Source organism: Dyadobacter sp. CY261, from assembly GCF_021440085.1.
Taxonomy (GTDB): Bacteria; Bacteroidota; Bacteroidia; order Cytophagales; family Spirosomataceae; genus Dyadobacter.
Window position 1 is genome coordinate 694,492 of the sequence record NZ_JAKCPW010000001.1, and the last position, 23,285, is coordinate 717,776.

The 23,285-nt window shown below is 48.5% G+C and carries 22 protein-coding genes; 7 read left to right on the forward strand and 15 right to left on the reverse strand.

Annotated features, from left to right (window positions below; translation table 11 throughout):
* Window position 1 precedes the first annotated feature (1 nt).
* A complete protein-coding gene (locus LZD49_RS02865) occupies window positions 2-1,831 on the forward strand; it encodes a cytochrome c peroxidase (RefSeq protein ID WP_234665805.1) in 1,830 nt (609 codons plus the stop codon).
* Window positions 1,832-2,048: 217 nt separating this feature from the next.
* Window positions 2,049-2,858: an alpha/beta fold hydrolase gene (locus LZD49_RS02870; RefSeq protein WP_234665806.1), complete on the forward strand. Its 810-nt coding sequence runs from the start codon at window positions 2,049-2,051 to the stop codon at window positions 2,856-2,858.
* On the opposite strand, the gene LZD49_RS02875 is transcribed toward LZD49_RS02870, so the two are convergent.
* The 14 genes from LZD49_RS02875 to LZD49_RS02940 all read right to left on the reverse strand — a co-directional run bounded on the left by LZD49_RS02875 (window position 2,855) and on the right by LZD49_RS02940 (window position 17,821).
* The gene (locus LZD49_RS02875) at window positions 2,855-4,102 is read right to left on the reverse strand and encodes an RNA polymerase sigma factor (RefSeq protein WP_234665807.1); all 1,248 of its coding nucleotides are present in this window, start codon (window positions 4,100-4,102) and stop codon (window positions 2,855-2,857) included. The two genes, LZD49_RS02870 and LZD49_RS02875, sit on opposite strands and share 4 nt — an antisense overlap.
* A gap of 7 nt (window positions 4,103-4,109) precedes the next feature.
* Window positions 4,110-4,445: a YciI family protein gene (locus tag LZD49_RS02880; protein ID WP_234665808.1), complete on the reverse strand. Its 336-nt coding sequence runs from the start codon at window positions 4,443-4,445 to the stop codon at window positions 4,110-4,112.
* Between the two features lie 200 nt (window positions 4,446-4,645).
* A complete protein-coding gene (locus LZD49_RS02885) occupies window positions 4,646-6,547 on the reverse strand; it encodes a PKD domain-containing protein (RefSeq protein ID WP_234665809.1) in 1,902 nt (633 codons plus the stop codon).
* 33 nt (window positions 6,548-6,580) lie between these two features.
* A complete protein-coding gene (locus LZD49_RS02890) occupies window positions 6,581-7,468 on the reverse strand; it encodes a hypothetical protein (protein WP_234665810.1) in 888 nt (295 codons plus the stop codon).
* Between the two features lie 66 nt (window positions 7,469-7,534).
* Window positions 7,535-8,209, reverse strand: a complete 675-nt coding sequence (locus LZD49_RS02895; RefSeq protein ID WP_234665811.1) for an RNA polymerase sigma factor — start codon at window positions 8,207-8,209, stop codon at window positions 7,535-7,537.
* Window positions 8,210-8,318: 109 nt separating this feature from the next.
* On the reverse strand, window positions 8,319-9,797 hold the full coding sequence (locus tag LZD49_RS02900; protein WP_234665812.1) for a DUF4384 domain-containing protein: 1,479 nt from the start codon (window positions 9,795-9,797) through the stop codon (window positions 8,319-8,321).
* Between the two features lie 35 nt (window positions 9,798-9,832).
* Window positions 9,833-11,098, reverse strand: a complete 1,266-nt coding sequence (locus LZD49_RS02905; RefSeq protein WP_234665813.1) for a caspase domain-containing protein — start codon at window positions 11,096-11,098, stop codon at window positions 9,833-9,835.
* Between the two features lie 30 nt (window positions 11,099-11,128).
* Window positions 11,129-11,824 carry a hypothetical protein gene (locus LZD49_RS02910; protein WP_234665814.1) on the reverse strand — a complete coding sequence of 232 codons (696 nt, stop codon included), beginning with the start codon at window positions 11,822-11,824 and terminating at the stop codon, window positions 11,129-11,131.
* A 198-nt stretch (window positions 11,825-12,022) separates the two neighbouring features.
* Window positions 12,023-13,498, reverse strand: coding sequence for a C1 family peptidase (locus LZD49_RS02915; RefSeq protein WP_234665815.1), 1,476 nt, complete (start codon window positions 13,496-13,498; stop codon window positions 12,023-12,025).
* A 32-nt stretch (window positions 13,499-13,530) separates the two neighbouring features.
* On the reverse strand, window positions 13,531-14,088 hold the full coding sequence (locus LZD49_RS02920; RefSeq protein ID WP_234665816.1) for a hypothetical protein: 558 nt from the start codon (window positions 14,086-14,088) through the stop codon (window positions 13,531-13,533).
* Window positions 14,089-14,216: 128 nt separating this feature from the next.
* Entirely contained in the window at window positions 14,217-15,032 is an 816-nt protein-coding gene (locus LZD49_RS02925) for a hypothetical protein (RefSeq protein WP_234665817.1), read from the reverse strand.
* Window positions 15,029-15,637, reverse strand: a complete 609-nt coding sequence (locus LZD49_RS02930; protein WP_234665818.1) for a hypothetical protein — start codon at window positions 15,635-15,637, stop codon at window positions 15,029-15,031. Before LZD49_RS02930 ends, LZD49_RS02925 begins: the two co-directional genes overlap by 4 nt.
* A gap of 21 nt (window positions 15,638-15,658) precedes the next feature.
* Window positions 15,659-16,807 (reverse strand): caspase family protein, encoded by a 1,149-nt coding sequence (locus LZD49_RS02935; protein WP_234665819.1) that lies wholly within the window; start codon window positions 16,805-16,807, stop codon window positions 15,659-15,661.
* A gap of 195 nt (window positions 16,808-17,002) precedes the next feature.
* Window positions 17,003-17,821, reverse strand: coding sequence for a GNAT family N-acetyltransferase (locus LZD49_RS02940; protein WP_234665820.1), 819 nt, complete (start codon window positions 17,819-17,821; stop codon window positions 17,003-17,005).
* A 360-nt stretch (window positions 17,822-18,181) separates the two neighbouring features.
* Between LZD49_RS02940 and LZD49_RS02945 the strand changes: the two genes are divergently transcribed.
* The gene (locus tag LZD49_RS02945) at window positions 18,182-18,892 is read left to right on the forward strand and encodes a hypothetical protein (RefSeq protein WP_234665821.1); all 711 of its coding nucleotides are present in this window, start codon (window positions 18,182-18,184) and stop codon (window positions 18,890-18,892) included.
* A 44-nt stretch (window positions 18,893-18,936) separates the two neighbouring features.
* Here the strand turns inward: LZD49_RS02945 and LZD49_RS02950 are convergent, their stop codons facing one another.
* On the reverse strand, window positions 18,937-19,359 hold the full coding sequence (locus LZD49_RS02950) for an FKBP-type peptidyl-prolyl cis-trans isomerase (protein ID WP_234665822.1): 423 nt from the start codon (window positions 19,357-19,359) through the stop codon (window positions 18,937-18,939).
* Between the two features lie 92 nt (window positions 19,360-19,451).
* Here LZD49_RS02950 and LZD49_RS02955 point away from each other — a divergent pair, with 92 nt between their 5' ends.
* The 4 genes from LZD49_RS02955 to LZD49_RS02970 all read left to right on the forward strand — a co-directional run bounded on the left by LZD49_RS02955 (window position 19,452) and on the right by LZD49_RS02970 (window position 23,266).
* Window positions 19,452-20,666, forward strand: coding sequence for a TlpA disulfide reductase family protein (locus tag LZD49_RS02955; protein ID WP_234665823.1), 1,215 nt, complete (start codon window positions 19,452-19,454; stop codon window positions 20,664-20,666).
* Between the two features lie 168 nt (window positions 20,667-20,834).
* Window positions 20,835-21,191 carry an S-adenosylmethionine decarboxylase family protein gene (locus LZD49_RS02960; RefSeq protein ID WP_234665824.1) on the forward strand — a complete coding sequence of 119 codons (357 nt, stop codon included), beginning with the start codon at window positions 20,835-20,837 and terminating at the stop codon, window positions 21,189-21,191.
* Window positions 21,188-23,071, forward strand: a complete 1,884-nt coding sequence (locus LZD49_RS02965; RefSeq protein ID WP_234665825.1) for a DUF4178 domain-containing protein — start codon at window positions 21,188-21,190, stop codon at window positions 23,069-23,071. The genes LZD49_RS02960 and LZD49_RS02965 overlap by 4 nt, the downstream gene beginning before the upstream one ends.
* Window positions 23,072-23,086: 15 nt before the next feature.
* The gene (locus LZD49_RS02970; protein ID WP_234665826.1) at window positions 23,087-23,266 is read left to right on the forward strand and encodes a hypothetical protein; all 180 of its coding nucleotides are present in this window, start codon (window positions 23,087-23,089) and stop codon (window positions 23,264-23,266) included.
* Window positions 23,267-23,285 lie beyond the last annotated feature (19 nt).

Genomic DNA, 23,285 nt, shown 5'->3' on the forward strand with positions numbered 1-23,285 from the left:
GATGCTGAAATTCAACCGTGACCCCAATTCGTTTATATTTCGTCACCGACGGCTGCTGTTTTCAATTTTCCTGATTATCATTATTCCGCTGATCGTCTGCCTGATCTGGTGGCTGACCCGCCCGGTGCCGTCGCGTGCCGGACAAGTGAAGCGGATGTTCATGCAAGACATTACAGCGCTTGACAGTGCGGTGAGCCGTTTGCAGGCCGACATCCGTGCACACCGCCCGGCGGCCATTCAGGAGTCCTTCAAGCGTGCCCGGCTGGCTTACAAACGTGTGGAATTTATATCCGGCTATTACAGTCCGGAAACCACCCGCGCACTCAATGGGGCCAACATCCCCGACGTGGACGACGACTTGCGGGTAAATGAGCCGCAGGGTTTTCAGGTTTTGGAAGAAATGGTATTCCCGAAAGTGGCAACGGACGCTTATCCCGACATGCTGCAAACAGCCGCCGCATTGCGCGCCAACGTAAACCGCCTGCGGAAAATTTCGGAAACCAATGAATTGACAGACAGTCACATATTCGACGCTATGCGACTGGAAGTTTTCCGCATTGTATCGATGGGGATTACGGGTTTCGATTCGCCAATGGCATTTCATTCCTTGCCTGAAGTAGCCTCGGCGCTGGCCGGAATGCAACGTCAACTGGCATATTATACATCGGAAACTTCGAACAGCGCTTTGGCCACACAGCTTGACGGCTCTTTCAAAGCCGCAATCGGTTACCTGCGCAAATCACCGGATTTCAATGCATTCGACCGGCTCGAATTCATCAAAAAATATGCTAACCCGCTCAGCAGCCAACTTCTTGATCTCCAGGAAGCGTTAGGTATTCCGGTTTTTACAGAAAAAAGGCTGCTATCCGCATCAGCCCGGACGCTGACAGATTCTGCCGCGTTCAATGCCAATTACTTCATCAACTTCGAAGAACAGTCTATGACTGCCGAGCGCATCGCATTAGGCAAAATGCTGTTTTTCAATCCGATATTATCCAATAATTCGGGCCGTACGTGCGCTACCTGCCATCAACCCGACAAGGCTTTTACCGACGGCGAGACGAAAAGTTTTGCGATCGGTTTCAATGGCATGCGTATCAGCCGTAATGCGCCGACGCTTCTGAACGCATCTTTCCAGGCCGTTCAGTTTGCCGATTCACGCGTAACTTTCCTCGAAGACCAGGCCAGCGACGTGATCCGCAATCCGGAAGAAATGCATGGCTCGCTGCCCGATGCAGTCGCAGCACTTCAAAAGCAACCCGAGTCGCGCAAACTTTTTGACGAGGCCTATACCGACGGCGTCACCGAAAGCAACCTCAAAAACGCCATTGCCAGCTACATTCGCTCGCTTTCATCCCTCGACTCCCGCCTGGACCGTCATTTCCGCGGCTCCGAAGCGACCCTTACTGCGGAGGAGAAATCGGGTTTTAATCTGTTTATGGGGAAGGCTAAATGTGCTACCTGCCACTTCTTTCCCTTGTTCAATGGCACTGTCCCGCCTGCTTACCTGGAAACGGAAAGCGAGGTGCTAGGGACGCCCGCCACAGCCGAAGGCAAGATCGTGGACCCGGATGTCGGCAAATTTGTGCTCACCAAACGGGAGCCGCATCGTTACGCATTCAAAACGCCGACCGTCCGGCATATCGCCCTCACCGCACCCTATATGCATAATGGTGTTTTCAAGACTTTGGAAGAAGTGGTTGATTTTTATGATCGGGGTGGCGGCAATGGATTGGGTTTTAATCTGGAAAATCAAACGTTGCCATTCGACAAACTAGACCTGACAGCTTCTGAGAAAAAGGCACTCGTAGCGTTTATGAAGATTTTATAGCAGGGAGAATGCACTTCGTTGTTGTTACGCTAAGCACGTAATATCGGAAACATCAAATGGCATTGGCGATGTAATATTGGTAGCAAACAACAAATCAATGCACTATCGCGACGTGCAACATATTTTTTTAACATCAAAACGATTACTGACAATACGTTGTCATTCGGGCGCGGTTTCTTTGGAGTAAATTAATATTCACTTCAACCCGAACGGCAATATGAAAACGATCATCAGCAATGGAACCCCCATCAGCTACAACATCTACGGTACCGGCCCTGCTACATTACTTTTTCTCCACGGCTCTTTCATCGACCAGACTTACTGGAAACAACAGGTTTCGTTTTTCAAGGAAAAATACCAGGTAGTAACCATGGACCTGGCCGGGCACGGCGAATCGGGCACGAACCGCGGGGAATGGACGTTGGAAGGCATGGCCGAGGATGTGGTGACCCTGATCAAGGAATTGCGGCTTGAAAACGTGATCCTTGTCGGTCATTCGTTAGGGGGAAATCTGGCTTTGATAGCGGCAAGCCGTCATCCTGATCCGATCATCGGTTTTATAGGTGTCGATAATTTTAAAAATCTCGCCACACCACTTCCTGCCGAATATGAGAGCCAGGTCGAAGAAATCATTGAAAGTTCCAAAAAGGCCTATGCCGATACCAATGAGCATTATGCAAGGATGGTATTGCTCACGCCCGAAACCCCGGGATGGATAACCGACAAAATCGTGGCCGCCTACCGTAATTCGTACGAACCGATGGGGCAGCAGACATTGCCGCAATTCTTCGAAATGTACCGCATTGAACAGCAATCCATGCCTTTGTTAAGACCCAGGATGAACCTGATTAATGTCAATTACTATCCCACCAATGTTGAGGCGCTGAAAGCGCACGCCGGGAACGGTTACAAATTGATCGAAATCGCAGGAACCTGCCATTACCCGATGCTCGAATCGCCTAAGGCGTTGAATGAAGCACTGGACGAAGTGATCGACAGCGTGCTGGAAATGAAATTTGCCGATTAAACGTCCGCTAGCCTGGTATGCTCGCGTTCGAGGGTGCGCTTTTCTGTTGGTGATGTGGAAAGTTCGATCGCCCGGCGATAGTGTCGGGCAGCTTGTTCAACGGAAACCGGGGAATAAAGGTAGGCGAGGAGGGAGTGGTAATAACAGTTATTGTCCAGCCCGAGCTTCTCAGCCTCTTGTAATCCGCTTTCATTACCGTGTACCTTGGCGAAGGCGAAAGTGCGGTTAAGCGCCGTTGCGGGCGAATATTCGATCACGATCAGTTGGTTATAAAGGTGCAGGATATGCGCCCATTTCTCAGTTCCGGGCGGGGTTGTGTGCCAGTAAGCGATACCCGCCTCGATGTGGTATTTGGAAACCATATTCCCCGAACAGGCATTCACCAGATAATAATTGCCCCGGTCGATCAGCGTTTTATCCCAAAGGCCTTGATCCTGATCTTCAAAAAGGATCGTTTGTCCCGAATCATTTAAACGGGCGTCGAACCTGGAACTTTGGTAGCACATTAATGCCAGCAAAGCTTCCACCTGCCGCGCATTTGTTAGGGGATTTTCAGTCAGCATGAGCGTCAGCCGCATGGCCTCGGCGCAAAGGTCTTTGCGGATGAGAAAATTCCCCGATTTGGAAAAATAACCTTCATTGAATAGCAGGTAGAGCGTACGTAGCACGACATCCCGCCTGGCATACACATCAGCCGGTAGTAATGGCCCGATCTGGAATTGATCATTCCGCAGGTTGGCACGCGCACGCAAAAGACGTTTCTTGATGGTTTCAGGTTTTGACAGAAAAGCATCTGCTATTTCGGCTACGCTAAAACCACAAAGGATTTGCAATGCGAGGCTGATCTGGCTCTCAGCAGAATTGGCAGGATTACAAACCCCGAAAATCATGGCGAGCTGGCTATCGGCCATTGTTTCGTTGTCGAAGTCAAAATCTGGCTCCGAATGGCCAGAATTGAGGGACAATGCGGGGTAAACCTGTTTTTCGAAGACCTGTAAATGTTTCAGATGATCCTTGACCTTATTTCTGGCTACGATGTAAAGCCATGCCGTCGGATTTTCAGGAATCCCCTGCGTTTGCCACGTTTCGGTCGCTTTCAGAAACGTTTCACTGACGATTTCTTCCGCTGTTTCAATATGCTTTAACCCAAAATGACGGCACAATACCGCCGTCATTTTGGTGTATTCCCTTCTGAAAAGTCCGGGCAAAATATCGCCGTCCAACGTTTCCGGGTTTTCAGCCATTTTCAATTTATTTGCGTTGAACAATTTCCCTGACCTCGATATTACCGCCGATTTTGAAGATCGGGTTCGCTTTGGCGAGCTCCACGGCTTCTTCGATCGTGTCGGTCCTGACGATCACGTAACCGCTGACGAACTCCTTAATTTCTGTAAAAGGGCCGTCGGTGACTACATGATCGGCATAAACCGTTTTAGCGCTTTCGTTCGACAGCGTATTACCCTTGTCGGCGAGCTTATTTTGCGCCGCGATCCCCGCGAGCCAGCTCATGCGCTCCTGTATTTGCTCAGGCGTAGGCTGGAACTCTGTCTGGTTGTTGAGCCGGAAGATTAATGCGAATTCTTTCATGATTTACATTGGTTTGATTTACCCTAATGACGACCCGACCGATCAAACGGGGACAATGTACTTTGAAATAAACCGGATTGTAACAAAAAGACAAATCATTCGTCTTCGCATTGTCAAGTGTAAGCAACGGCTTCACATCCAAAAACAAAAGAGCAGACGGCTTCGCCTGCTCTTTTTTCATTTCATTGAAAAGGTATGTTTTACAGTTTGTAACGGACTATGAAAGTGCTTCGTACCCCGCTAACGCCGCTTAAAGGGACATTGTTAAAAATAGCGTTTCCCTTTATCCAGCCCGTGGCGTAAACATAGCCTCCTGCCACGAAGATGCGGTTTACCCGGTCTTCCTCACTACCGCCGCCCGAAGTGATGAAGCCTGCTGCACTGAGTTCGGTTTGGTCAACTTGCGCGATTAACATATCGAGATTTCCGGTCCCGATCTGCTGGCTGTCGGATGACATTGGAAAACGGCCGGTGTCCTCAAATGATCCGGCGATTAAGATGTAGTTACCATTCAGCGCAATACCGCCATGATAATCCGGTTTGTTATCGTTAAATCCGTGCTGACCTTTCTGAACCGTGCCATTGGCGTTCCACTTGCCCAGGAAAACGTTTTCAAATGGGGAGGTCGGTAAGCCTAATTCATTTAGCGGGCTTACATGCATACCCGTGACATACACGTTCTTCGAACCATCAACAACAATGTCGTAGGAGTAATCATGACCCGTAGAAGCTGCGCGTCGGGCCCATTGAAACTGGCCGGGATTTGGCGTCCATTTAGAGACAAAAACATCGGATCCGCCAGCCGATGTAACTCTTTGAGCAATACCAGGCAAAGTTATTCCTTCAAGAAATGCACCGGTCATGTAAACATTTCCGTCGCTATCGGCTGTAATGGCCTCCGGGAGCTGATCTCCCGGACCTCCAAAAACTGTGGGTGTCCCAAAATCACCTGTGGAGGGGTTCACTAATACCAGAAATCCGTCCGCTCCGTCGGCGGGAACTGTAGTGCCATTGAGATCGATGTTGGAAGTTTGGGCGTTGCCTGTCACATAACCCGTGAGATAGATCCTATCGTTGGTTGAAGAGTAAACAAGCGAACGTCCGAGGTCTTTCGCCGGACCGCCAAAGGTCTTAACCCACTGACGATCACCCGCCGCACCGCCGAGTTTCAGGATGAAGCCATCTTCGTTACCTTTTACCGAGGTAATTTCGCCTGGAATGGAGCCCTTGATGAAGCCGGTGACGTATACATTGTTATTGGCGTCCAACGTAAGCCCGTTTACGTGGTCTTCGCCGCCGCTTCCCTTCATGTAAGCCCATTGGCACTGGAATGCGCTATTATATTTGGCTACAAAGAAATCCGTTGAACCGGAGGCCGACGGCCTCGTAATGCCATTGCCAAAGTTGACCGTACCTGCAGCCGTGCCACATACATAAATGTTGCCGTTCCCATCGACAGCGATATCAGTCGTAAAATTATCTCCGCCCGAAATGCTGATCGCATCGACGCTCTGTGCTGGGGCTTTGACTACAATGGTGAACTTCTTGGTGTTCGCAACCTGATCCCCGTTATAGGCAATCAGTGTCACCTCGTATGTCCCGGGGTTGGCGTAAATGTGGTTTGGGTTTGTTTCTGTGCTGGTGTTAGAGGTCGAACCGGGGTCTCCGAAATTCCACTCATAGCGTGTCGCGTTCTTTGACTGGTTGTTAAATGTCACTGTCGCGGGTGCGATGCTGTCATTGGTTATCGTGTATTTGAAATCTGCTTCTGGTGCGGATGCGGCTGCCGCATCGATTTTTACCGATCGCGTTTCACCGCTACTTCCACCATCTACCCCTCTTATAATGAGCTTCACCTCGTAGGTTTTGCCTGCTTTAAACTCATGAACAACGGGATTACCGGTTTGCAACGCACTTCCGTCGTTAAAATCCCATTGGAGGCCGGCTGCATTCTCCGACTCGCTGGTGAAGGTTACATTGCAAGGAGCCTGACATCCGTTTTCAGGTGTGAACTTAAATCTCGCAAGCGGTTTTTGCGGCATTTCGATGTGGCAGGCAATGGCAACCGACGCGAGCAAAATGTAAGTAAAAATTTTCTTCATTAACTTAACTATCAACAGAGAGGTGAGATAAAATTATTGGATGTTGGTGAGCAACTCCTTCGCTCGTTTGCTATATGGACTTTCAGGATCTGAGATTACGTTTTGCAGCTGTTCTTTGCATTTTTTCATATCATTCTGTTGTAAATAGACCAGTGCCATATACCAACCGGCAACACTTTTGGTTTCTGCAAACCGGCTACTTTCAAGTTGTTGGAATTCCTGTAAAGCCGACACGGTCTCACGCAGGGCAAGATAACGGATTCCCTGCCGTATATGCGCCGTGTCGGCACGCCATTGTGCCAATGCGGACGGGCTTATACCCAGCCTCTCTTTCGAGAACGGACTTTCCAATGCTACTTCCGCATTAAAATAAGTGGCAAAGAATTTGGCGGGGTCAATGCTAGCAGGCGCAGGTTCGACCGGTTTTTGCACGGGAACATTGGGTTTGGCCGTATCCGGCACCGCTATTGGCTTAGTGCTGTTCGTCGTATCGGGTACGACAGGTGTTTCCGTAGATGGAGTGTCGGATGCTACCTGTGTGTTTTTAGGTGCAAAATTGACATACCAGACAATTCCAATGCCGATCACGACGCTTGCAGCCGCAGCCAGGTAAGACCAGTGCCTTTCCAGCCTGGAAGCACTTTTGGGGGATAATGGCAGTACTTTCGAATTGCCCGTTTCATTGTCTGCATCGCTTGCAGGTAAGGAACCTTCACTTTGTAGTTGTGCATGTATGTCTTTAAAAAGTGCCCTATATTCGTTCGCTTTCAAGCCGTTGCGAATGCGGCGCTGCGTTGCTAGTTCATTCGCAAGATCACTCTCCGTCTGTATCCTTTTCTCAAAATCTGCCCGTTGCGCCGGACTTCCCTGGCCGCTCAGATACTGGTGGATCTGGTCAAAGGTTTCTTCCGATAATTCCATATGTTCAATTTGTGATTCGCTGGTTATACTTTAACAATTGATACGCGTTTTCGCCAAATCTTATCACTACAAATGAAATTTCTCTTTCAGGTATTTTGCGCACTTGAACCGTTTGACGGTCGCGGAGGCTTCGGTCATGCCGAGTTCACTCGCGATGTCCCGCAGGGAGCGGTCTTCGACGTAAAACCACCGCAACACTTTCCGGCAGTCTTCGGCGAGGAGCTGAAATGCCCGGTCCAGTTTCCTAAAAATCCAACTGCGCTCGTCGTCATCGTAAGCTTGGAAAATGGTGTCCGGCAGGTCTGCCTCGAAAGCATTACCATCGTCGTCGAGCCCTGCAATTTTAAAAGTATTTCCGATTGTTTCACCTTTGTAAGATTCTTCATCGTTATCGGCCGTTGAAAAATGCCTTTCCAGCCGTATTTCCCCTCGGCGCGTCTGTTGATCCAGGTTTTTTTTCCATTGATTGATATAAATGCGATGGAAATAGGTGGTAATGCGCGTGCCTTCCTGATACATATAACTGCCGTCCCGGACTTTGCACACAAAAATGGCGAGACATTCCTGCAAAAGATCCTCCGCCTGCTCCCGATCGCTACCCCGTTTTAGCACATATGGAATACATTGCTGATAAGTTTGAAAATACAAGCACGAAAAAGCTTCGCGTTTTTCATGAAGCAATTCTTCGTAAAATACTAAATCGGAATCACGGTAGCGTTTGCAGGAATCTTTGGACGTCATTCGGGTCGATATTTATACAAAAAAACAAAAAAGAACCGGCTTCCCGAGGAGCCTCTTTTGTATATGTCCTGATAGAAATAATTTTATGCCAAATCGTTTATGCAAATACTTAAAAAAGCTTTCTTTTTGCTTGTGTTGTAATCGGAATCGTGCATTGTGAAATCTTTTCCTTGTCGTCACTTTCCGAAGTAATATTCACGATATTTTGAAGATCGTCCAGGATAAATGTAAACCCGTTTTCCTTCCTGGTTTTTTCAATTGGTTTGAATTTCCTTTCGGTTGCATAAGCGAGGAGCAATTCAAATCCGAAAGGTCCGGCGCATTCGAATTTTTCGGGGATTTCAATCCATTTATCAACTGTTTCGGTTGAGATCGTGAAGTCGTCGTTTCGAAGACGGAGGATGTTTTTCGCAGCGTCCTGATAAATCATTCGCACGGTGCAAGGTTTGTTTGCCCGTACTTTCAGCGTCATAATATCACCCTCGCGGTAAGACTGCGGCCCATAGCCTTTATCGGTACTCAGTTCGAGTAATAGTTTTTCCGGTTTTGAGACTGGCTCGTCGACCGCGACAATCTTTTTTTTTGTGATTTCGCGTATGTGCTGAGCCTCCTGTACCAGGTGCTCGGCTGGTTCTATTTCGGTGTTGGGAATGTTGAGGAGCAATATTTCAGCGAAGAGCTCCTGGCCGACGGGCTGATCGTAGCCATCAAAAAGCTGTACGCCAACTTTGAGGAAATTGCCGGTTTTCTGATAGCTGCCTTTCAGTTTAATCAATGTTTCCAGGCTGCGTGTGGTGCTCAGGCCGATCTGAATATTACCATTCATTCGCGTCAGGGCCGATTTCAGTGTGCCTGTGAGTTGTTTGGAAAAGTCATTGGATACGCCGAGCCCGTGAAAGGTGATTTCCTCGATGGCCAGCCTCTGAACCCCGTTTTTGGGAATGGAGCGGACGATTTGTTCCGAAAGTTTGTCGATAACTTCCGGCAATGTGATGAATTCCAGTGGATTGCGCTGTTCTGTAAGGGAGATAGCTCCTTTGCCTTTTTCCTTTAAATCGGTGTCCATGAAACCTATTTTGGCTTCTGTAACGCGGTTTCCGTCCATTTTAAGAAAGACCCCGGCGCGACAAGGCACAGCTTCCATTTGCAGGCGTCTCTGTCCCTGATAACTCCCGAAAAGCGACTTCGAACCATAAAATAGCACGAGGTATCCATCCGCTACTGCCTTAAATTCAGCCTCTTCCCAGTCGACGTGGTAGGTCAGCCCGTTTTTTTTGTAGCTGATAAACGCAATTCGCTGATATTCATTGAAATCAATGGTTTTCGTGCCTTTATTGTCAGGTATCAGGTCATTTTCGAATCGGGCGTCGTCGCGCAGGCTTGCGCGCATACGGTACGTAGCTTCGTCGCGCTCTTCCGGATCGACGATATAGGGATTAGTGAGCAGGCCAAACGCTGACTCGAAGTCTTTCAGCACTTGCTTTACACGGTCTGCCGCTTTGAATTTATAATAAGTGCTCAGCTCTTGCGCGAGAGCGCAGTGCGAGGGAAAAACGACAATCAGCATAACAAACAATAGCCGTTTCATGAGCTTTTGTAATATAGAGACCAGGTGTAATAGGCTTATTTGGTTCGGTTCAGGATAAGTTCACGTGTGAGGAGGCTGTTTTCCATGGGTATTTGCTGGCGTTTGGTCAGCTCCATCACGCGTACGCGAACCGTGCGGAATATGTCTTCAAGGCGCAGGTCCGGTACATCGAGCGCCTTTAGCAGTTCGGAGGTGTAAGGGCTGTTTTTCCCGTCACCGTCCTGGGCGGTGGAACCTGGTTTCGTCGAAAACGTGATAAGCGTGCCCGGAGGAGCGCTCATACTGGCAAGTCCTTTCGAGCCGGAGCTACGCGTCCAGCTTCGGCTCAGCGGGTTGTCGCGACAAGCGTCGAGGATCATGATGTTGGTGCGCTGGGAGCTTTCTTCAACTGCCGACATCTGGTCAAGGATTTCGTCCGCCGAAACGGCCAGTACTTTTAATTCCATTTCCGATTGCGGACTGATGTCCACCGGCATCAGATAATTTTTACCTGCCACCTGAATGCCGTGGCCTGCGTAGTAAAACAAGGCCACCTCAAAATCCTGACTCTGAATACTGCTGCCGAATTGCGCCACCGCAGCGCGCAGGTCCCCCTGCTTGGCATCGATTCTTTCTATGACGGTGAAACCGAGGTTTGTCAATTTTTGAGAGATGGCTTTGGCATCATTTTCAGGGTTTTGTAGCTTACTAGCCGACTGATATTTCGAATTACCAATCACCAGGGCAATGCGTTTTTTCGCTTTTTCGTATAGAATAGAAAGGGTTTCTGAGGTGGCCGAGCCGGACCCATTGCTCGCGATCAGCCTGACCGTATTTTTACCTTCTTTCAATATAACCTGCTGGAAAATGGACACACCCCCAATGCAACCTGCGTCCTTGGCGGGGAGCGTTTTGAACGAGCGTGTTGCAACAGAGGTAAGTGTACCGTTGACTTCCACCTGCACTTTTTCAGCCACATTGACGATGCAGGCGTTCAGCCGTAAGTCCGGCTTGTCGGTGTATGAGACGTCCGTTAGCCATTTGATTTCCGGTTTTCCACCTGCATTGAATGGATTGAAAAAATCCCTGACACCATTATTATAAACAATCTCGGCAATGTCTTTGATGGGCAATGAAATCAGGTTTTTACCATTCGCTGATTTGTATTTTACCTGATCGGGATATACCTCTCTAATTTCGACGACCTTCTTTTCCCGGTTTCGCAGGTAAAGCGTGTCTGCGGCATTTTTTCCTCCGGCATGCACAGGAACATGGGCATAGGCGGTGGAGAGAATTGCAATGAGTGTAAAAATGTGCTTCATAAACGGTGTAAAGAGAATAAAGGAGAGTTTCTAAAACGAAAGTGCGATCCGTAAACCGGCCGCATTTCCCAAGGATTCGTAATATGGCTGGAATGACAGTTCCTTCTTCTTTCGGGCCCATTCTGTACGGGCCTTTTTCGCTAATTGCACATTTTTAAGGCCTATCAGATCCAATGCGATACCTCCGATGACAGCGGCTGCGCCTGCATAAATACCAGGCGAAGCAAAGCCCGCGAAGCTTTCCTGCTTTTGCAGGTCACCCTCGGGCGGCGAGGTGACATAATTCACCTGGTACCATTTGGTATAGTCATCGTTCGTTTTTTGTATCTGGCTTTTGTATGTGCTGTAGTCTCCGTTCAACTTGATCAGCGTGGCAGCGCCGGCGACAATGGCCAACGTCCCTACGCCCAGTAAAATGGTGCCTCGTTTTTTATATTGGGAAGCCTTGCTTTCCAAAATTTGCAGATCGGAAGCTACAGTCGGCTCAGGAACCACTTTGTTTGTTTCTTTTTTTGGTTCGACATTCCCGTTTTCATATTCGATTTTTAACACATCCGATCTGAAAAGGAAATAATCGGGCCCATTGGGGTTGTCAGATCTTTTATAACGAATATAATTGGAATCCGTCCCCAGCACTTTTGCTTTGATTTCCTTTCCGTCTTTTTGAATGATCTTATCCTGCGCATTTGCTACCGGTGAAAGAAATAAACAAATAAGCGCAATCAAAACGGGCGCAATCAAGTTTTTCCGCAGGGAAGCTATTTTCCCAAGACCACATTTTTTGCCCGAACTTTGACTGATTGAGAATGACTTGTCCAAAACGAAGAGGGTTGATGGTTACAATTTGATTTAAAAATAATTAATTGTAAGCAAACCAGCTGAAAATACAATCAATTTAGATTAGGAATGGTTTTAGTGTCTTTGCTATTGATGTACGATTTTCACAAGAATAGGCACGACGCTGCCTTTTGGATCGCCTTTTACTTCGTAGGAGATTTTTCCCTGGTCATAGGCGATTTCCTTAGGTGTAATAAATTCTTCACCTAGTGCGGCATAGGCTTTCTGGACGATTGTTCCTTCGGCGTTTTTGACCTTTTTCGCCAGTTCTTCGAGATTAAGCTCATTTTGGGAAATGAATACGACAAAGTAGTCTTCGCCCTTTACATCGTCAAGTGTGAATGAGCTGTTCACAGATGGCATCAGTATACTGCTGTTGGCTGGCGCTACCGCGCTTGTGATTACATCTTCGGAATTGAAAGGGAATAGTGACGACACCCGATTCTCTTTGTCGGAACCGAGGATGTAAACATACGATTGCTTGCTGTTGTTGATCACCATTTTGAACCGTGTTCCCGAATTGTAAGGCTGGCTCATGTTGTAGGTTATCATTTCGGCTTTACTACCGGGCTGGTCGGGGGTTACCTGGATGCCCTTATAGAGCGTCGAGTGCACAGCCATTTCGCCGCTGCCGATCATGAAATCGACATTGCCTTTTAGCGTTACCGTTTGTGGCTTGGGCTTGGCAGCCGGTTCGGGGTAAATTTGGTAGGCATTCCGCGTGAAGCGTACCAGGTCGGCGTATTTGGCCCAGGTATAGCCATTGCTGCCCCACGTTTTTCCCCAACTATTGACGATCAGAAAGGATCCGCCATTAATGTTATCATCGTAACCCACCACAGCCATGGCATGACCGCCGGCCGTATTGTCGACGCTCTCGCCCGGGGCAGCCTGCCAGTTCTCGGTCGCTTCCTCGATGAACGACAATGGCACCATCATACCGATCAGCACGGCATTTTTGCCTTCGACAAGCGCAGACTTAATGGCATTAATGCGGAGCTCGGGCGTGGTATCCCTATCTTTGGGATTAAAGAGCGTGGCATAGTCGGCAATCTTGTAGTTGGCCGCCTTTTCGTCGCATTGATCGTAGCTCGTGTCGCAATTTACGGGAGCGCAGCTCAAAAGCGCGGCACCTTTTGTCTTCATCACTTCCAGTGCATCTTCCAGGAACACACCTTCAACACATCCATCTTCCAACGCCGATTTGACTTCTCCATACAACCAGCTGGGAGAGAATGTATTAGCTGCTATTTTTGCGGGCTGGTTACCGATTCCGAGCTTGGCGGCTTCCATCGCGGTACGCATATAGTAGGCCGCCGCCCATCCCACGCAAGTTCCGTCCTGGCCTTGATCGGCGATTTCGGGCAGGTATTCGCGGATATTGTATGAAGTCGGCATGACGCCTTTCAGTTTAACGTTAGCGGATTTGCGGGGCAGGCGAAGGTATTTGGCGTCGTCCATTTTCAGGCCCATCCGCCGGTTTTGCGCGAGAGACTTGGACACCGGGAAAATAGCGGCCCATACAAACAGGGACAACGTGGCGATTTTAATGGAGGATCTCATTTGCGGAAGCTTGAATTATGGTAGATAATGATTTAGTCAGATTGTTTTTCTGTTAATGTAAGCTCAATGATCTGCCAGTAACTTTGGCTTTGCCCAGGCGTTTGAGTCCGAATGGGTTTTCGTTTGACCGATGTTACTTTTTCGGGGATAGGGTGTTCGCCGTCGAAGCGGCTGACTTCGTGAAACGTGGTGCTGCGGCAATACCATCGATCGTTAGGGCCTTTCCGGAGTTGGTCGTTGAGCACCAAAGTAGCTTTTTTGAACTTGTATGCCGCCTGACGGTCCCGTGCGCGGGTAAGGAACTCGCCTTTCGTCATACGTAAATGCTGGCCGTCGACTGTTTCGAGGTTAATGTATCCGCTTGTTGTGAAAAGCGAATCGCTCTGGTCGCGAAGCCGGATAAATTCGTTGTCGGGAATCCGGTGTTGCAGTTTGCCGATGAAGCCCAGCGCCGTGTCTATTTTGGCTTTGGCCGAAAGGTCCAACAGTGAACCAGCGGCAGCCTGCATCGCGCACATTGACCAGCTTGCGACTACCACAGTTACAAACAGAGCTCTGAACTTCAAGTTAGGCAGCGGAACGTTTTTCATCAGCTTATTTTTTAGGTTTCAATGTAGTTTCCCGGAGAATATTTAGTATTTAATCCCCGGGCTACTCAAATCCTTATCACCTGTCAGTGCATTTTTAGTATACATATTTCATCTGAGATTCTAATCGATTAGTTTTCAGTGATATTGCTGATTAGCCAGCCCGAATTTTCTTTTTCCCTAATAAACTCGCCAAGTTCTATTTCCCAGTTGGCTGCTTTCAGGAAGATCCTGTTGAAAACTACTGCTTGGGGTATCAGACCGCCGTCCCGCAAAGCATTCTCGACCTGCCACCATGCATCGTCGAGACAATCCCGGCAATGCGTGAAAGGCACCAGGCTCTGATAATCGTGCAAGCCACGCAAAAACGGCAGGAAACTCACCTCGTTGGAGTTGGGCGGAAGTGCTACTTCACTTCGCGCATCGGCAACCTGACGTGTTTCTACCTTCTCTTTTGCCAGGGTTTTCAGTTTATCGACTTTCACAACATGCCAGAATGCAGCGCTGTCGGCCGTGTAATCTTTTTTTAGATGGACAATTAAGGTGTCCTGTAAATCCTTATAAGCCATGAGGATGCCTATTACAGCATGCGCTATGCCCCGTTTGGAGATTTTGAAAGTTCCTGTGTCGCTTGCTCGAATGAATGCATTTACCTGATTGGTATAGGGATGAGACGCGCGCCCTTTTTGCGCCAGCCTTTTGTCATCTTCATCGAATAGCGCCAGCAGTGCCATTTCCCTGCCATCTGTCAACAACGCAGCCTTGTTAAACCGATCTATGAATTCACTTATATGTTTGATCTGCCTGGTCATGAAAGGTTCTGGCGCACGTTTCGAGGTTTTGCGGTGGTTCACGGTATCGCCCAGCGGCAACACTACCTGGGCATTTGCTTGCAAGCAGGCAATGAGGCATACCAGGAGCCAGCCCTTCTTCATACCGGTCCTCATGGGAAACCTGGGATAGGGACAGTGTCTTTCACGGTGATATCGCCGAAGAATATCTTCATATCTTCCTTGCCAGCCTGCGCGTACACCGCTGCGCTTTGGGCTGTCACGCGGATATCCTTGCGGTCGCGACTGCCATACACGAGATTACCTTTCGCATCCATTCCCTTAAATTGCTGATAATAAGTGGCGGTAGCGTGATAGTTGCCGTCAGTACCTTTCTCGAATTCCGAAACCACGGCAGCGTCATAATAAGTGATCTCTACCTTGTCGAACTTTACGTTCATCAGGTTTTTAAAATAAATCCGCACCGGGACCGAAGATATTTTTCCATTCCTCCGTGATACCTGCACATAAGGCGAGCGTCTTTTGCCATTTAGCAAATAATCCTTCTCAAAAAGGCTTACAGCTAGTTCCACGGCCTGCTCACGTTGTGCGAGGGAGAGACTTTTGTCTCCGATAAGCGAAATGTAAAGTTGCAGGTCGTTCACGCGCTGGTTTGTGAGTTTCCGGAATTCTTCCAGCCGTTTTTCGTTCATGTCGGGTTGTGCGGATAACTGCCCAGCACCGGCAAATAGAGTTAGGAGGAGGTAAACATATTTCATCATGATCTTATTCGGATAATTGGCTTACTGCTTCTTCCTGATCTCCTGCAGTGTCACCAGGTCATAGGTGCATCCTTGTCCGAGCGTAGAAAGTCGCTCAACGAAGTTGAATTCGTCGATCAGCGGTGCGGTGTTCACGACCCGCTTCAGAAAGTGGTCGATCGGCTGGGTTTCCACCGGTTTTTCAGGATCGCTCATGTAGATACTCACTTGCGCGGCCAGATTGAAAAAAACTTTCTGACCGAGCGTCCGCAACTTATTACGTTCATTGAAACTCAGCTTTTCATCCGCCAGAACGTTTAGAAAACGGTTGATTTCCGTGAAACTGGCTTGTGGGCAGGGCAACACCGTTTCAGGAAAGCTGCGCACCCACTGCGAATGGTGTTTTAGCGAGTCGGGGAAACTTTTCAGGCTTTCCTGCAAGCGATTTTCGGCGTCGGTCAGCAACGTTTCCCAGGATACATGGGTATTGTGATTTTCAGCGTAAGCCAGCGCCTGCTTCCAGGTGTTGGTGTAAAAGCTGCCGTCGTTGGGGTGCGCGGTAGCCCGCTCCCCCTTTTTTGAGCTGCTAATAAGCAGATCGCCATTGGCTTCCACGAAAAGTTTGTGAAGGATCAGGCTGTCCTGTGTCACAGTGATCCCTTTCAACACCGGTGTTGCTGACCGCATGCTGCGCGTTTCAGAGAAGAGGTTGTTACAGCAATCGCCTAGGGTCAGGCAAAAACGTGGCTTTTTTTCTTTCAAAAGCCTGTGAACCGTTTCCAGTTCCAGGTTTTCATCCTTGAGATAAAGAATAGGGAAGTTGCTTGTTTCAGTGGTGGTATTGATTCCGTGTCCTGTATAATAGAAAAAAATAATGTCTTCCGGTTGGCATTGTATTTTTAAAATGGCCTCCTGGATGCCGTTTTTGCCAAATTTGTCCTGAATGCAAATGACTTCCTGGTAATTGTATTTGATTTTGTTAGAAATGGTCCGCAATGTGCCCGACATTTCTTCCATGTCTTTTTCACAACTGACACCCAGGGAGGGGTCTTTGGTGTCGGCAACTAGAACGGCGTAGAAATTTTGACTGTAAGATAACCTACTGATAAGCAGAAATATAACTAACGTGCACACCGAGCGATAAGTGCGCAACGACATGAACGTCATGCTGGTAGGATGAAGAGTTAGCACTTGGATAGAGGGTATATATTTCAACATAGGCAATATATCACATGAATTTGCGTCCAACAAATAAACATTGAATTGATTAAAGTAAGTGAATTGCCACGAGTAAATTTTGTCTCTTTTTCAATAAAAAGGGAAATGTTATCAAACGGTTTGAATGAATTAATAACAATGTTTATAATACTTTTGAAGATATTCGTTTTACCCCTTTTCCGGCCCGGAACTGGCCCAAAGCAATTCGGGAAAGTCATTTAGCTTTTTACCTTTGTACATCCTTATAAACCGGCGCTGTTCTTCGAGCCCATTCGATTTTGCCCAGCGTAATGCCGCTTTGTTTGCAACCGGAATGTCCACATAAACGGGGAGCCCATTGAAATGGTGGAGCATAGCGTCGCAAAGTTGCCGCCCGGCCTCCGGTGTGGAAGCAACGGCCGGGCCGATCTGTACCGCGGTCCGTCCCTTGCGTGACCCGGCGTATGCCAGGCCGTCTTCTAAAAGCGAATAGTAGAAGCTATTAGCCTGTACGAGCGAGTGCAGGAATGTCTCGCGGCGGGTGGCAGTGACGCGAAAATCCAGCGCGAATAGGGGCGAGGCCGGGGTATTCGGTGCCCAGCGCATGGCTTCGTCGCTAGCACTTCCGGTAGCCTTGGCTATTCCTTTCATGCGCACTACTTCGTATTCTTGTTTAAACCCCAATTTTTCATAAAGACCTTTCCCTAACATGGTCGCGTCGAGACGCTGGCTTTCGATTTTGAGGCTGTCGAGATGATCCATTGCATGTTCCATTAGCTTTTGTCCGATACCCTGGTTGCGCGCCGCAGTGTCCACGAGTACCATGGCGATCCATGCTACGACGTCGAAACAGCAGGTAGTAATCGTTCCAGCTGGTAAGCCGTTCTGCTCGGCCAGAAAGCAGCCTTCAGGATGGAGGGTAAGCGCACGGTGCCAGTCGGCTTCGAGCTGGTTCCAGCCGGCTTGCTGCACGAGATGCATTCCAAATGGAATGTCGGACAGCTGCATTTGTCTGATGGTAATGGGGCCTTTCAATGGATTGAGAAATTATATTATAAGTAATAATTAATTAAAATATAATCGCTTTCATCTCGTGTTCCTAATCTCAAACTTGAATCTTTCTGTCGATATTTTCTTTTCTAAACGTATCATTATCACCGCGTTGATCCCCATTCTATATGTTCACGTGCGTGTAGGTGCTGTATCCGTTTTAGACTTTGATGAAAGATGCCGCAAAAAAAATGTCAGCGTAGGTCGTTCATTCTCAGACCGGCAGCACCGGGCAGGAATAACTTTTACATCACGCTTTCCAACCAAAGCAATGCGGTTTTGCATCAATAAGTTGATTTTGAAACCAAATAAAAACTCATGAAAAAGTTAATCCTATTACTCGGACTGCCGTTCCTGTTTCTCTCTTGTAGTGAAGACGACAACGACGTCGTGCTGCCACCGCAGTTGGAGCTCAACGACCAGTTCAACGGTGACAAGAAGGGGTGGACAGCCGGTTTTGCCGATCATCCTGTGAAGATGGAGTCCGACTGGAAACTCGAAGAAGGCATCGCAAACCTGCCAGCGCCGCTGGATACCCAGAAAAAGGGGTTCCGAATTTCTGGCAACAATCACAGCGACGACCTGTTTATGTATTTCAAAAAGAAAATGGGCGGTCTGAAACCCAACACCGAATACAGTGCGGCATTTACATTGGAATTCGCTTCTGATGTGCCTTCGACCGGTTGGTCAGGCGTAGGCGGGGCACCCAACTCGGTAAGCGTAGGAATCGGCGCGGTGCCTGTTGAGCCAAAAACAACGGTTGATAACCTGGATCATTATCGTATGAACATCGACAAGATCCAGCAGAAGGCCGACGGCAAGGACATGAAGGTCATTGGAGACATTGGCAACGGTACCGACAAGGTTGGTTACAAGTTGCTCACCAAAACCGGAGAGTTCAAAGGAAAGACTGACGCAAACGGTACCCTATGGCTCATTTTCGGAACCGATTCTGGCTTCGAAGCGACTACAACCTTATATTATACTTCTGTAAAAGTGAAGTTGACAGAAGGTGCTGCGGTGAAGTAATTTTGCTTTGGGAAAGGGCGCGACAGGTAACTGCCGCGCTTTTTTTATAGTATTTTGTGCAAGATCAGCTTTATCACCAATGTCGAATCCGGGCTGACATTCGGCGGATAGCCCGATCTTTTTACCAAATGCGGTGGTGCAGTAATTTCTTTTATTTCACCGGTTTTCATACCTACGAGTGCTTCGTCTACCGCCTGGGTAGCCTGATTTCCGCCGATCAGCACTTTCACCGGATTGGCACTTTGTTCATTGGAATACAAGACTGTCCCGTTGCGGTAACGGGTTGTTTCCAAAAGCAAAATTTCCTGCCCGACTTTCGCACCAGGTCCGTGCCCTTTGGCTAAGATGCGGTATTCAAAGCCCGAAGGCGCTTTTTTCGTTCGGCCGGTTGAACAGCCCGACAACGAAGCGAGCAGTGCCAGTAGGTAAAATGGTAGTTTAAATCGGGTAGTTGTTGCCTGGGACATATGAAAGCGTTTAGTTTGGCCAAACCTAACCAGAGCGTGCGTACCTGTACCCGAAGCTTTGGTAAAAGAATGTAAACGATTTGTAAAACTTGATGAGACATTCAGACGTTCTCAGTCAGGTCGTGGCAACACAATCTGCCATTAATAGGTATCTTATTGCATTGAACTTTACAGCGCGACAAGTGAGGACTTACCCATTCATCATTATCAGTTTCTGTTTTATTTTCAACTGCGTTCACGCGCAGGTGTCCCGAAAAACCCAAAATGGCTTTGTATTGTCGGGCCAGCTGACCAAATCCGCCGGTAAGAAAATTTACCTCTACGAGCGGGCCTTTTATAAAACAGAAAACCGCGTCGACTCGACCAAAGCGGATGCATCAGGAAAATTTGTTTTTCGTGGATCCGTTTCCGAACCAACCTATTATTCTCTCCAAATCGGTGAGCAAGGCATTGGCTTTTACATTGAAAACACCACCATGGAAATTGAAGGTACGGCCGACTCGCTTTACGCCGCTTCCGTGACCGGCTCGACCGAGGAGGCCATTCGGCAGAAATATGACGAAGCTTATCACAGTTTCGATTTCAACACACTGGCGCAGCAGGAAATAAATGCCCGCACCAAAGGCGATACTGCGGCATTGCGCATTGTGAAAAATCAGACGAAGCTGCTGGCCACGAAGGAAAGGCAGGCGATTTTGGCATTAATGAAGCAATACCCACTGTCGACGGCGTCGGTGAACCAGGTTGGAAACTACATTGCCAGCCACCAGGCGTCGGACCTCGCTATTGCCGACTCGCTTTTAAAGCGCTACGAAGCATCGCCGATCAGAACTTCCGAGCAGGTCAGGTTTTTCAGGGGGGAATGGATGACTGCCGGGAAAACAGTGATTGGCCAACCTGCCATGGATTTCGAGCAACCCGATACCACCGGACGGCCCATCAAACTTTCCTCGTTTAGAGGTCAATATGTTTTGGTCGATTTCTGGGCAAGCTGGTGTGGCCCTTGCCGGGAGGAAAGCCCGTTCCTTGTAAAGGCCTATCAGGATTTTCACAGTAGAAACTTCACCATTCTTTCCGTTTCCCTCGACAAAAGTAAGTCGCTGTGGCTAAAAGCCATCGCACAGGACAACCTGCGCTGGGCACATGTCGGGGATATGAAATACTGGAACAATGCCGTAGCCAAACAATATGCGATTAGCAGTATTCCTTTCAATATGCTGCTCGATCCGGAAGGTAAAATTCTTGCATTGAATTTACGGGGCGATGGTTTGTACGATTTTCTGCAATCGAATTTGCGTAACCATTGACGATGTTCGACCGTTTACGTGGGGGAAAATCGGCTTGATTACCATAGTGGCACCGTCGCATATCAGGCTATCCATCCGCTGGATTTTATGATGTAACCATTCAAATAATTAGACGCTTGCTCATTACGCGTTTTTTCATAAAATTGCCTGCTACCATCCCCGACGCTATTGGAAACTTATACACCCGGATTACACCTCATCGCAACCCTGCAATCTGAAAAAACGGCGTCACTGAGCCATTATGCCGGCTTTAAGCAACTCGCCGACGAGCTCATCGCTGCACATAGCCTGCAAAAACTGGGAGAGATTTACCACAATTTCGAGCCAGGCGGCTTTACTGGCGTGGTCTGTCTGAGCGAAAGCCATTTGTCGGTACACACCTGGCCCGAGTTTGGGAAGGTGAATGTAGATATTTACCTGAGCAATTTCCAGCGCGTGAACGACGGGGCCGTTAAAGCAATTTTTGAGCGGATAAGGGCCTATTTCGAGGCGGAAGTAGTTTTGGAAAACCAGATCAGCAGATGAGCATAGGGACTAGCAAACTAGCGATTTGCCCTTCCTGCGGCAAACCGGTTTATTTTCAGGGTTCCAATAACCTCGCCGCCTGTGCCTGCCAGAAAGTGTGGTATCGGCAGGGCGACGAACTGGTGCCTGTGCCCATGCGTATGCTCCATGCGCCAACCGACATCATCCAGCCGGGTACTACGGGAAGATGGAAGGACGTGGCATTTACCGTTACCGGCCGGATAAGGGTTCATTTTGAAGATAATGTATTCAATTACTGGACATTAAATTGCAACGACGGCGTGACGCGGCATCTGGCCGAAGGTTACGGAATGTACGCGGTCTGCGAAGTTTTGCCGTTCAAAGAGGCCGTCATCGCACGCAAATTCAGATCGGATGCGCAAAAGCTGCGGCTGCCAGACGACCGGGAGTTTTGGGTCACCGCAAGAAACGAACACCGGCTGATCGAAGTAGAAGGCAATGCGTTCGTGCCTGACCTACCAGATCGCTTCATCAGTATTGAAGGATCCTCGGATTCGGAACGTGTGGAACTGGTTGCATATGCCGAAGATGTGGCTGTGGTATTTGCCTGTCACGATATAGTGCCCGAAATGCTATTTCTCGGCAATACGCGGGATGTCGAACCGGCGGGAAGGCGATTTAGCTGCCAGAATTGCGCGGCTACGAACAACGTACTCACGTATCCGTATGCGCAAAGCTGGGTTTGCAACAAATGTGAAACCCGCCATTCTTTCACCGGCGAGGACTACGCGACACATGGCGGCCAGCATACGTCTTCGCAAAATTTTAGCTTCACCATTGGCGAGCGAATTACCCTGGAAGGTGGAAATTACCAGTTTGTAGGCATGGTTCAAAAATATGATATCGATTCGCGCGCTGATTATTGGCAAGAGTATACCCTGTTTAGCAAATTACACGGTTTTGCATTTCTGACCGAGTCGGATGGGCATTGGACGATTCTGAAAGAGACTAAAAATGCGCCAGCGCCATCGGATGCCCGCATGCATCAAATCGATTTTGATAATCAGAGTTTCCGGCGTTTTTCAAAATACCATTTCAGAATCCTCTATGCATTGGGCGAGTTTCCCGGCAATGTGTTTTCCATGCATGAGGAAACAGAGGCTATGGATTACATTGCCCCACCCGAAATATTGAGCATCGAAAAGGATTACAGGAAGCGGATTTCGTGGTTTCGAGGTAAGTACATTCGCCGGAAAGTCATCGCTTCACAAGTCAGCCAGACGCTTCCGCGGCAGGTAGGCATCGCGCCGGCGCAGCCTTCCTGGGTGAATATGAAAACGGAATCGATAGCGAAGTCGGGCATTGTTGCGCTACTTCTGGTAGTACTGGTACAGATGCTGACGGGCAGTTCGCATACCAACCGGGTCATTTTTAGTTCCACTTATGTTTTCAGCGATTCACTCAATACTCAGACTTTTATCACAGAAAAATTTGAACTCGAAAAATGGAGCAGCGCGCTGGACCTGGATTTTTCGTCGCCGGTGGAGAATTCCTGGCTAGAACTCAATGCTACCCTGGTGAATGCGGTCGATGGCAGCGAATACAGTATGCAAAAAGGCGTGGAGTTCTATTCGGGATACGAGAGTGGTGAGCACTGGTCGGAAGGTGATCATGACGGCGTTATTCATTTTACCAAAATCCCTGCAGGTACCTACTTTTTAAAATTGACAGCCGCCCGCGATTCGAATATGTATTCCCAGGTAAGCGTTGTGAGTGCGAAACTTATCCATGACGCCATTTCGTACAGGAACATGTGGATCGTCATGCTCCTGGCCCTGGTATGGCCGTTGACGCTGGGGCTCTCGCGGTATTATTCCGAGAATACACGTTGGGGCAACAGTCCGTTTTCTAATTTTTGAAACAAATCTCTGAGTATGAAAGAGTTTTTAAAAGAGCTTACACCGATGAAGTGGTATTTCGCCTACCTGGCTGCATTATTGGCCTGGCTGGCCTATGCCAACCTTTCGGGTGCCAGAATATTGTCGTTCGAAGATCAGGAGCAATGGAACGCCAGCGGTCCGGGGACGCATTACGGCATTAGCAGCCATAAGTAATAATCTAACCTAAACACAT

Excerpts from the sequence above, each read along its gene's own strand:
- LZD49_RS02865 (WP_234665805.1), top strand. The coding sequence starts at position 2 with ATGCTGAAATTCAACCGTGACCCCAATTCGTTTATATTTCGTCACCGA.
- LZD49_RS02870 (WP_234665806.1), top strand. The coding sequence starts at position 2,049 with ATGAAAACGATCATCAGCAATGGAACCCCCATCAGCTACAACATCTAC.
- LZD49_RS02875 (WP_234665807.1), bottom strand. The coding sequence starts at position 4,102 with ATGGCTGAAAACCCGGAAACGTTGGACGGCGATATTTTGCCCGGACTT.
- LZD49_RS02880 (WP_234665808.1), bottom strand. The coding sequence starts at position 4,445 with ATGAAAGAATTCGCATTAATCTTCCGGCTCAACAACCAGACAGAGTTC.
- LZD49_RS02885 (WP_234665809.1), bottom strand. The coding sequence starts at position 6,547 with ATGAAGAAAATTTTTACTTACATTTTGCTCGCGTCGGTTGCCATTGCC.
- LZD49_RS02890 (WP_234665810.1), bottom strand. The coding sequence starts at position 7,468 with ATGGAATTATCGGAAGAAACCTTTGACCAGATCCACCAGTATCTGAGC.
- LZD49_RS02895 (WP_234665811.1), bottom strand. The coding sequence starts at position 8,209 with ATGACGTCCAAAGATTCCTGCAAACGCTACCGTGATTCCGATTTAGTA.
- LZD49_RS02900 (WP_234665812.1), bottom strand. The coding sequence starts at position 9,797 with ATGAAACGGCTATTGTTTGTTATGCTGATTGTCGTTTTTCCCTCGCAC.
- LZD49_RS02905 (WP_234665813.1), bottom strand. The coding sequence starts at position 11,098 with ATGAAGCACATTTTTACACTCATTGCAATTCTCTCCACCGCCTATGCC.
- LZD49_RS02915 (WP_234665815.1), bottom strand. The coding sequence starts at position 13,498 with ATGAGATCCTCCATTAAAATCGCCACGTTGTCCCTGTTTGTATGGGCC.
- LZD49_RS02920 (WP_234665816.1), bottom strand. The coding sequence starts at position 14,088 with ATGAAAAACGTTCCGCTGCCTAACTTGAAGTTCAGAGCTCTGTTTGTA.
- LZD49_RS02925 (WP_234665817.1), bottom strand. The coding sequence starts at position 15,032 with ATGAGGACCGGTATGAAGAAGGGCTGGCTCCTGGTATGCCTCATTGCC.
- LZD49_RS02930 (WP_234665818.1), bottom strand. The coding sequence starts at position 15,637 with ATGATGAAATATGTTTACCTCCTCCTAACTCTATTTGCCGGTGCTGGG.
- LZD49_RS02940 (WP_234665820.1), bottom strand. The coding sequence starts at position 17,821 with ATGCAGCTGTCCGACATTCCATTTGGAATGCATCTCGTGCAGCAAGCC.
- LZD49_RS02945 (WP_234665821.1), top strand. The coding sequence starts at position 18,182 with ATGAAAAAGTTAATCCTATTACTCGGACTGCCGTTCCTGTTTCTCTCT.
- LZD49_RS02950 (WP_234665822.1), bottom strand. The coding sequence starts at position 19,359 with ATGTCCCAGGCAACAACTACCCGATTTAAACTACCATTTTACCTACTG.
- LZD49_RS02955 (WP_234665823.1), top strand. The coding sequence starts at position 19,452 with ATGAGACATTCAGACGTTCTCAGTCAGGTCGTGGCAACACAATCTGCC.
- LZD49_RS02965 (WP_234665825.1), top strand. The coding sequence starts at position 21,188 with ATGAGCATAGGGACTAGCAAACTAGCGATTTGCCCTTCCTGCGGCAAA.
- LZD49_RS02970 (WP_234665826.1), top strand. The coding sequence starts at position 23,087 with ATGAAAGAGTTTTTAAAAGAGCTTACACCGATGAAGTGGTATTTCGCC.